This window comes from Streptodolium elevatio (assembly GCF_040649515.1).
In the GTDB taxonomy this organism is placed as follows: Bacteria; Actinomycetota; Actinomycetes; order Streptomycetales; family Streptomycetaceae; genus Yinghuangia; species Yinghuangia elevatio.
Genome location: NZ_JBEZFP010000224.1, coordinates 1 through 8,778, shown reverse-complemented (window position 1 = coordinate 8,778; position 8,778 = coordinate 1). Strand labels below are relative to the sequence as shown.

Below are 8,778 nucleotides of genomic sequence, written 5' to 3'. Positions count from 1 at the left end.
CGCGAGTACGACCGAGTACGAGCTTCGGGCCTGCGCCTTGCGATGCACGGCACCGAACACCGGGAACCGGCAAACCTTCCCGGCCACAGCACTAGCACCTAATTTGCGTGATATCAATCAACTATTATGCAGACACCGACCTCCGGGACGCCGCCCCGCGACGCACGCGGCCAGTCGTTGGAGGATGTGCACCGCGCCCTGGAGGCGCTGCTCGCGTCCACCCGCGGTGCCCGCCTGCACCGCGAACTGGCGGCGCGGGCGGGCGGGTCGCTGACCCGCGCCGAGTCCTTCCTGCTGGGCAACATCGTGTCGTACGGCCCGCTGCGCCTGTCCGCGCTGGCCGACCTGACCGGCCAGGACCGATCGATCACCAGCCGGCAGGCGGACATCCTGATCAAGGCGGACCTGGTCCGCCGCACCCCCGACCCCGAGGACGGCCGCGCCCACCTGCTCGCGCCGACCGAAGCGGGTCAGCGCATGTCCCGCAACCTGCGTGCGGTGTGGTCGACTTGGCTTCAGGACTCGCTCGGCTCGTGGTCCGACGCCGACCTCGCACAGCTCGCCGCGCTGATGTCGCGCCTGGGCCGCGACGTCCGGGCCACGAAGGACTCGTGAGCCGGCCGCCACGTCCGGGCGTCTTGAGCGTCTTGGGCGTCCGGCGGGCCTCGGTGGCGCGCGGGGCGGTCGGTGGTGCCGCAGGTGGGGGCTGTCAGGCCTCGGCGCGGATGGCGCGGTCCGCGATTCGCCGGATCGTCTCGTGCACGACGGCCGGGTCGTAGCCCACGCCCTGGTAGCTCACGAACACCACCTTGGGCCCGTGCCGGACGATCATCGCCCCGGCCGTCGGACCGTACTCGCTGCCGGGCTCGAAGCAGTCGACCATCGCGAAGTCCGGCTGGGTCACCGGCTGTTCCGAGCACATGGAGGTGGTTGTCGCGCCACGCGCGGACTGGTACTCGGCCTTGGCCTGCTCCACGCCGGTACGCGCGGACCCGCCCTTCTCCTTGTCCTTCTTGGCGTCGGCGAAGCTCGTCCACTCGATCCGCAGAGCCCCCCACCGGGGCCCCTGCTTGGCGGCCTCGTTCGCGGCGGACTCGCAGTACGCGCTGGACGAAGCGCTGCCGCTGTGCGTGTCGTCGGCGGTCGGCGGACCCACGCCCATCACCGACAGTTCCTCCTGCAACACCAGGTCGCACGGGGCGGCCGGTGCCTCGGCGGCCTTGGTGGCCCCCGCCTTTCCGCAACCGGACAGCGCCAGGGCGAGCACCGAGGCCGCCCCGACAGCAGCCCACTTACCGGTCTTTCGGTACGTTCCGGTTCCTCCGGTCTGTCCGCTCTCTCCGGTTTTTCCGCGCGCGGAACGGCGCATCGAACCCCCTCCCAGCCAGGTGGCGCCACAGCATGCCAGTCGCCACGTGCAGGATGAAAGACCTTGTCCGCGAAGCGAAACCGTTGGCCGTTTACGTGTGCCGGGCACCTTCCGGACGCACCTTCCGACACTCCCGCCCCAGACCTCACCGCAGACCCCGCCTCAGGCCCCATGCCCCCGAGCCGTCTGCCGGGACGCGACACAGGGGCGTTCAGGCGCGTTGCCAGACCATGGCGTGTGCGAAGCCGAGGTCTGTGAAGCGCGCGCCGGGGAATACCGCGCCGTACCTGCGCTCGAATTGAGTGCGCGTCAGGTAGCGGTCGCTGAGCAGGTGGGCGAGCCACGCGCGGCTGGTCCGGAAGCGGTAGAGCCACCAGGCGTCGCGGGTGCCGAGTCTGGCGATGTCGCGCGGCAGCTCGTACGCGGCGCCCGTGAGGTACGCCCAGCGCGCGGGCGTCGCCTGGGCCGCGACGTTGTCGACCAGGATCGCGGTGCCGCCGGGGCGGACCAGCCCGTGCAAGTGCTCCAGCGCCTTGTCGAGGTCCGGCACGTGGTGCAGCGTCGCCATACTCACGACCAGGTCGAAGCCCGCGTCGTCGGAGATGTCGAGCAGGTCGGCCGCCTGGTAGGTGACCCGGTGGTGCGAGCGCCGCAGGCGCGCCGTCTCGATGAGCGCGCGGCTCAGGTCGGCGGCGACCACCTCGTCGTACGTGTCGGCGAGCGCGTGCGCGTGCCGCCCCGAGCCGCAGCCGGCGTCGAGCGCCCGGCCGCCCGCGGGCGCGAGGTCGGCTATCTGCTCGTCGAGCCACTCCCCCAGCGGGTCGTGCAGGTCCGAGTAGCGGTCGTAGTCGCCGGCGAAGGTGTCGAACGACTGGGGATCCGCGTACCCGCCGAGCATCCCGTACTGCCCCTCTGTGCGCTCGCCTCTTGACATCGCGCCCCCGTACCGGTGCGCTTGGCCGTGATCATTGACACGATCAAGAACACCTGACCCACCCTCAGTTCTTCCCGACCGCCCGAGGATGCCGCCCCATGTCGTTCGTGCTCATCGACAAGCCGCGCCCGCACGTCACCCTCATCACCCTCAACCGCCCCGAGCGGATGAACGCGATGGCGTTCGACGTGATGGTCCCCTTCCGTGAGGCCCTTGAGGAGGTCAGTGCGGACAACGATACGCGGGTGGTGGTGCTCACCGGAGCGGGGCGTGGCTTCTGTTCCGGGGCCGACCTGGAGAGCTCGGGACGGATCCCCGGCATCAAGGGACTGACGCGTACGAGCATCGCCCGCAGGTCGATGGAAATCCTCGACGACGTGATCCTGGGGCTGCGCAAAATGCACCAGCCGGTTATCGGCGCGATCAACGGTGCTGCGATCGGCGGCGGGTTCTGCCTGTCGGTGGCGACCGACATCCGCATCGCGTCGGAGGCCGCGTACTTCCGGGCCGCCGGCATCAACAACGGCCTCACCGCGACCGAGCTGGGCATCAGCTACCTGCTGCCGCGGGCGATCGGGTCGTCGCGAGCGTTCGAGATCATGCTGTCCGGCCGCGACGTCGAGTCGGCCGAGGCCGAGCGCATCGGCCTCGTGTCGCGGGTGGTGCCGGGCGAGAAGCTGCTCGACGAGTGCTTCGACCTCGCGGAGCGCATCATCGGGTTCAGCCGCGTGGGCGTCGAGGTCACCAAGCGCATGCTGTGGTCGGGGCTGGAGGCCGGGAGCATGCACGCGCACATGGACGCCGAGGGTCACGCACAGCTGTACGTCCGGCTGACGACGCAGAACTTCGAGGAGGCGATCATCGCGCGGAAGGAGAAGCGGGTGCCGGAGTACAAGGACTGAGCGCGTCGGCCCCAAGGCGTTGCGGGTCCGCCTGGGGCGGGTCGGCGGGGCGGGGGTCGGGGCTTGCCCCCTTCTGGCTTGCCCCCTTCTGGGGCCGGGTGGCCAGCCACGACCCGGCCAGGATGAGCGCGGTGCCGCCGGCGATCGACGCGCTGAGCTTCTCGTCCAGGACCAGGACGCCGAGCAGCACCGCGACGACCGGGTTGAGGTACGTGATCAGCGCGGCCCGCCCCGCCCCCGCCTCGGCGATGAGCGCGTAGAACGCCAGGAACGCGAGCGCGGTGCAGACCAGGCCGAGTGCTGCCAGCGAACCCGCGACCTTGGCGCTCGGCAGGGACGCGGGCGCGGTGGCGATCGCGAACGGCATGAGCAGGACGGTGGTGATGCTCATCGTCGAGGCGGCGAGGGCCACCGGCGGCACGTCTGACAAGTGGCGCTTCACGATCAGCGTGGCGCAGGCGTACCCGAGCGTCGCCAGCAGCACCATGCCGGCCCCGAGCAGGCCGAGGCGGTCGCCGGTCAGGTCGAAGCCGACCAGGGTGCCGACGCCGCCGAGGCCGACCGCCAGGCCGACCGCGCGGAACCCGGTGACGCGCTCGGAGGCGTCGGCCTTCAGCGCGATGATCGCGATCATGATGGGCTGCGCGGCGATGAGCAGGGCGGTCAGCGACGACGAGATGTGCACCTCGCCGTACGTGATGAGCAGGAACGGGCCGGCCACGTGGGTGAGCGCCAGGACGCACACGATCCGCACCCGCCCGCGTAGCGTGCCGAACGCCCGGCGGCGCAATGCCAGCGGCACGAGGACGGCGGCGGCGATCGCGGTGCGGATGACCACCACGACCGGCGCCGAGACCTCCTCGACGGCGATCTTGATGAACAGGTACGAGATGCCCCACACGATCGACATCGCCGCGAAGAGTGCCCAGGCCTTCTTTGTCATGCCCCGATCCTCGTCGCGTATCGTCAACAGCAGAAGTATCGAACTGCTTCACGGGCATTAAGGGGATCTGATGATCGACGTGCACCGTCTCAAGATTCTCCGCGAGGTGTCCGCGCAGGGCAGTTTCGCCAAGGCCGCCGCGTCGCTGCTGCTCACCCCGTCCGCCGTCTCGCAGCAGGTGGCCGCCCTCGAACGCTCCCTCGGACGGCCGGTGGTGGAGCGCAGCACGCGCGGGGTCACGTTGACGGAGTCCGGTCGCGTGCTGGTCGAGGCGGCGGAGACGGTCGCGGCCGAGCTGGCGGCGGCGCAGGAGCGCATCGACCGGCTGGCCGAGGGGCGTACCGGGACGCTGAGCGTGGCGACGTTCACGAGTGCCGGACAGGCGTTGCTGCCGCCCGCGCTGATCGCGCTGAACGCGTCCCACCCGGACGTCGAGCTCACCGTGACGGAGGCGGAGCCGGAGGACGCGGCCGAGCTGGTCCGGTCGGGGCGGGCGGATCTGGGGCTGACGTACCACTTCGGGCATGCGCCGGCGACGCCACGGCTGACGCTCGTGCCGCTGATGAACGAGCAGATCTGGCTGGTGCTGCCGCAAGGCCACCGGCTGGCGGGCCGACGTGCCGTACGCATCGCCGAACTCGCCGACGAGCGCTGGATCGACGGGTGCGGCGCGGCGGGCGCCCCGCTGGCCCGGGCGTCCGGCATGGCCGGCTTCCAGCCGTCGGTGGTCTGCACGAGCACCGACTACCTGTTCACGCAGTCGCTCGTCGAAGCCGGGGTGGGGTTCGCGCTGATCCCGCGGATCGCGCTGGCGACGCATCGCGCAGGCCTGGCGTTCGTACCGCTCGAACACCCGCGCCCGACACGGCACATCGGCGTCGTGACGGCACGGCGGCGGTGGGCGCAACCGCTGGTCGACGCGCTGCTGGCGGCTCTGCGGGAAGCGGTGCACACGATCGCGCCGGATCCGCGGGACGGCTGACGGGCTCGTCGGCCGGGGCGGGTCGGGGGTCGAAGGTCGAAGGTCGGAGCGGGGGTCCACAGCGGAGCCGGCGGCGGAGCCTGGGTCCGCGGCGGAGTCGGCGTCGGCGGCGTTGCGCTGATGGGCTTATCGGAAGAAGCGGTCGCGCGCGGGGTCAACCGAGTGGATTTCCTGGTCCGCCCGGGTGACTGGGCGCTGACCTTGTGCGTGGCGGCGCCGTTGCGGATGGCAGACGCCTCGCAGGAGGTCTGCCCATGCACGGTACTTCGCCGATCGCCGGTCGCGGCGCGACGGGCGGAGTGCTGTGCGCGGTTCTCGTCGCGGTACTGGTGCTGCTGACGGGTGCGGGGGCATCGAGTGCGGGGGCGTCGGGTGCCGGGGCCGTGGAGGAGATCGGCCGGGGCATTGCCGGGAGTACGGCGCCGGGGGCTACGTCCGCTCCGTCTGCTCCGTCCGCGCCCTCGGCTCCGTCCGCGCCCTCGTCGCCTTCGGCGCCTTCAACTCCGGCGCCTTCCGACGGGACCGAGCAGACGGCGGCGGGCGCTGACGTCGAGGTACGCGCCCCCGGAAGGCGTACGACGTCCGCCGCACCGCGAGCGGTGCGGCCGGCCCGGCCGATCGCGGACGTGGTCGTGCGGCCGTACATCCCGATGGCGCAGGGGCCTCCCGCGGCGCCGTGCTCGGATGTCCGGTGTTTGCGCTGCGTGGTGATGCGCTGCTGAGGGGACGGCATGGCCGCACCGTCCCGCTCTTCAGCACACCATCACACAACGCAAGGAACAGAACTGCCATGCCCGTTGATCCCTTCACCGCCCTGAATGCCATGCTCCGCGCGGAAGCCGCGCGCAACTCCCTCGCCTCCGCCGACGCGCTGCGCGACGCAGCGGAATCGGGGGGCGGGAAGCCGCGAAGTGAACAGGCGGAATCCGACGGGGAGTCGGCGTCCCGACACCCCGCGCCGTCGCAGGACGCGTCGTCTGGGTCCGTTTCCCGGTCCGCCGCGGCGTCCGCGGGTGGCGTGTCGGCACGCGGCCGGTCGCAGGGCCCGGTCTCGCGTACGCGCTCGTAGGCGAACTCGGTTGAACGCCGCCCTCTTACGCGCGTCGGGCCGGCGCTCCGGCGCGCGCGAGGGGGCGGCGGCGCGGGCTCGGCGTCCGACCGGCGAGGCGCCGGGGCGCGCTCGGCGGTGAATCAGCCGCGCAGGTAGCGGAGTACGGCCATCACCCGGCGGTGGTCCTCGTCCGACGGGGGTAGGTCGAGCTTCGTGAAGATGCCGCCGACGTGCTTCTCCACCGCGCGGTCCGAGATGCGCAGAGCCTTGGCGATCGCGGCGTTGGAACGGCCCTCGGCCATCTGGCCCAGCACGTCGCGCTCGCGCGGCGTGAGCGTCTCGAGTGCGTCGACGCGGCGTCCGGCGCCGAGGAGTTGGCCGACCACCTCGGGGTCGAGGGCGGTTCCGCCGGCCGCGACGCGTTCCAGGGCGTCCATGAAGTCCCGTACGTCGACCACGCGTTCCTTGAGGAGGTAGCCGATCCCGGCGGCGTTCTCGGCAAGGAGGCGGGAGGCGTACCGCGTCTCGACGTACTGCGAGAAGACCAGGACGCCGGTCTGCGGGTACGCCCTCCGCACCTCGATGGCGGCGCGCAGCCCCTCGTCGGTGTGCGTCGGCGGCATGCGGATGTCCACTACCGCGACGTCCGGGCGGTGCTCGGCGACGGCGGCCAGCAGCCCTTCCGCGTCCGGCAGGGCGGCGGGGACTTCGTGGCCCCGGTCCGTGATGAGCTGGACGAGGCCGTCGCGCAGGACTGCGGCGTCTTCGGCGATGACAATGCGCATGGGGGCGATCATCTCAGCCGCTCCTCCTCGCGCCGTCGCGTCCGCGTGCCGTCGTGCTTTCGTGCCGTCGAGCCCTCATGCTTCGGCGACCGGGAGCTCCACGGTGATCCGGGTCGGGCCGCCCGGCGGGCTGTCGACGCGCAGCGTGCCGTCGACCGTGCGTACCCGCTCCGCGAGCCCGGCGAGCCCGCCGCCTTCCCGGATGCGCGCACCGCCCCGGCCGTTGTCCTCGACGCGGACGACGAGTGTGTCGCCGCGGCGTTCGGCGTCCATGAGGATCTCGGTGGCATCGCTGTGGCGCCCCGCGTTGGCCATGAGTTCGGCGGCGCAGAAGTAGGCGATCGACTCCAGGGCCGCGGGCGGCCGCCGGTCGATGTCCGTGCGCAGGCCCACCGAAATGGCGCTGCCCGACGCGAGGGTGGCCAGTGCGGCGTCGAGGCCCTGGTCCAGGACCGGCGGGTGGATGCCGCGTGCCAGGTCGCGGAGTTCGGTGATCGCGATGCGGGCGTTGCCGAGTGCGGAGTCCACGTGGGCACGGGCCTTGGCGAGGTCCACGGATCCGCCGTCGGTCTTGCCGTGGTCGACGTCGAGGCGTTCCTGCGCCTGGCTCAGGTGCATGGCGAGGGCGACGATGCGGGCCTGTGCGCCGTCGTGCAGGTCGCGTTCGATGCGGCGCAGCCGGGCGGCCGAGTCGTCGACGGCGATGGCGCGGGTCTCCTCGAGGTCGCGTACGCGCTCGGAGAGCTTGGTGGGGCCGAGCAGCGCGCGCATCAGCCACAGGTCGGCCCTGGCGATGAGGCGGACGGCCCAGGGCGCGACGAGCAGGAGCAGGACCCCAAAGAGGCCGACGGCGATCAGTTCGTACCACGAGCCCATGAGATTGTCCCCGAGCGTCACTCCGGCGCCGTCGCCGTGGTCGCCGAGCTGCGTCGGCTTCATCCAGATCGGATAGGTGAGGAACATGAGCCCCATGCCCCAGAGCAGCCATGTCGCGGCGAACCCGATGACGGCGATCGGCAGCCGGACGCCGAGGAAGAGCACGCCGCGCCAGCCCTCCAGGTGGCCCAGGGAGGACCCGAGCCAGCCGAAGGCGCCGGGTCGGCGGTGGAAGGGGCGCGGTCCCTCGACGTCCTCGCGCAGGAGCAGGCGGGCGATGCCGCGGTGCAGGCCGCCCTGGTAGCGGCCGAGGAGGACGATCGCCGCGAGCAGCGGCAGGCCGACCACGGTGATGGAGAGCGGCACCGAGACCATGAAGCCGACGCCGAAGAGGATCAGCAGTACGAAGGTCAGCGGGAAGACGGCCACGAAGTACCAGGCCTCGCGCAGCGAGCGGAGCCGGGTGGGCTCGCGGAGGAGGCGGAGCACGATCGTACGGGCGCCGGGCCGCATGCCGTCGGGGCCGGCGCTCGTGAAGGGGTTCGCGCCCTTGAAGGGGTTCGTGCCCTTGAAGGGGTTGCCGGGGTGGCCGGGGTTGCTTCCCGGGTGGCTGTCCGGGTGTGCGCCGGGATGGGTGGGGGGTGGGCCGTCGGGTCGGCCGTCGCTGACATTGGCTGCGGAGGACATGCTGACAATCGTGGCTTCCTGCCGGGTGACGCCGACAGGGCGCCGCCACCCGAAAGAGGGGTACGGCCTACCCCACCATCGGGCGTACGGGCGATACGGGCAGTGCTGTCGATGTGGGCGCGGGGCGGGCGATACGGGCAGGGCGGCGATATGGGCGGGAAGCGCGCGGAAGATGCCGTACGAGGGTGTGACGGTGTGGGGTACGCGGTGCCGGTGGGCTGGGCGCGCGGGCGGGCGACTGCGGCGGCC

The 8,778-nt window shown here is 72.0% G+C and carries 8 protein-coding genes; 3 read left to right on the top strand and 5 right to left on the bottom strand.

The window, feature by feature from the left end; genetic code table 11:
• Positions 1-126: 126 nt before the first annotated feature.
• On the top strand, positions 127-615 hold the full coding sequence (locus AB0C36_RS41735; RefSeq protein ID WP_358364685.1) for a MarR family winged helix-turn-helix transcriptional regulator: 489 nt from the start codon (positions 127-129) through the stop codon (positions 613-615).
• A 94-nt stretch (positions 616-709) separates the two neighbouring features.
• Here AB0C36_RS41735 and AB0C36_RS41730 read toward each other — a convergent pair whose 3' ends face one another.
• Entirely contained in the window at positions 710-1,267 is a 558-nt protein-coding gene (locus AB0C36_RS41730) for a hypothetical protein (protein WP_358364682.1), read from the bottom strand.
• A gap of 313 nt (positions 1,268-1,580) precedes the next feature.
• Complete coding sequence (locus AB0C36_RS41725) at positions 1,581-2,303, bottom strand: class I SAM-dependent methyltransferase (protein WP_358364681.1); 723 nt, start codon at positions 2,301-2,303, stop codon at positions 1,581-1,583.
• A 98-nt stretch (positions 2,304-2,401) separates the two neighbouring features.
• Here AB0C36_RS41725 and AB0C36_RS41720 point away from each other — a divergent pair, with 98 nt between their 5' ends.
• A complete protein-coding gene (locus AB0C36_RS41720; RefSeq protein ID WP_358364679.1) occupies positions 2,402-3,205 on the top strand; it encodes an enoyl-CoA hydratase in 804 nt (267 codons plus the stop codon).
• Here AB0C36_RS41720 and AB0C36_RS41715 read toward each other — a convergent pair.
• Entirely contained in the window at positions 3,162-4,148 is a 987-nt protein-coding gene (locus AB0C36_RS41715) for a DMT family transporter (RefSeq protein ID WP_358364677.1), read from the bottom strand. The two genes, AB0C36_RS41720 and AB0C36_RS41715, sit on opposite strands and share 44 nt — an antisense overlap.
• Positions 4,149-4,218: 70 nt before the next feature.
• Between AB0C36_RS41715 and AB0C36_RS41710 the strand changes: the two genes are divergently transcribed.
• The gene (locus AB0C36_RS41710) at positions 4,219-5,130 is read left to right on the top strand and encodes a LysR family transcriptional regulator (protein WP_358364674.1); all 912 of its coding nucleotides are present in this window, start codon (positions 4,219-4,221) and stop codon (positions 5,128-5,130) included.
• A gap of 1,191 nt (positions 5,131-6,321) precedes the next feature.
• Here the strand turns inward: AB0C36_RS41710 and AB0C36_RS41705 are convergent.
• A complete protein-coding gene (locus AB0C36_RS41705) occupies positions 6,322-6,966 on the bottom strand; it encodes a response regulator transcription factor (RefSeq protein WP_435839227.1) in 645 nt (214 codons plus the stop codon).
• Positions 6,967-7,041: 75 nt separating this feature from the next.
• A complete protein-coding gene (locus AB0C36_RS41700; RefSeq protein ID WP_358364669.1) occupies positions 7,042-8,529 on the bottom strand; it encodes a sensor histidine kinase in 1,488 nt (495 codons plus the stop codon).
• Between the last annotated feature and the right edge of the window lie 249 nt (positions 8,530-8,778).

Excerpts from the sequence above, each read along its gene's own strand:
- AB0C36_RS41735 (WP_358364685.1), top strand. The coding sequence starts at position 127 with ATGCAGACACCGACCTCCGGGACGCCGCCCCGCGACGCACGCGGCCAG.
- AB0C36_RS41725 (WP_358364681.1), bottom strand. The coding sequence starts at position 2,303 with ATGTCAAGAGGCGAGCGCACAGAGGGGCAGTACGGGATGCTCGGCGGG.
- AB0C36_RS41720 (WP_358364679.1), top strand. The coding sequence starts at position 2,402 with ATGTCGTTCGTGCTCATCGACAAGCCGCGCCCGCACGTCACCCTCATC.
- AB0C36_RS41715 (WP_358364677.1), bottom strand. The coding sequence starts at position 4,148 with ATGACAAAGAAGGCCTGGGCACTCTTCGCGGCGATGTCGATCGTGTGG.
- AB0C36_RS41710 (WP_358364674.1), top strand. The coding sequence starts at position 4,219 with ATGATCGACGTGCACCGTCTCAAGATTCTCCGCGAGGTGTCCGCGCAG.
- AB0C36_RS41705 (WP_435839227.1), bottom strand. The coding sequence starts at position 6,966 with ATGCGCATTGTCATCGCCGAAGACGCCGCAGTCCTGCGCGACGGCCTC.
- AB0C36_RS41700 (WP_358364669.1), bottom strand. The coding sequence starts at position 8,529 with ATGTCCTCCGCAGCCAATGTCAGCGACGGCCGACCCGACGGCCCACCC.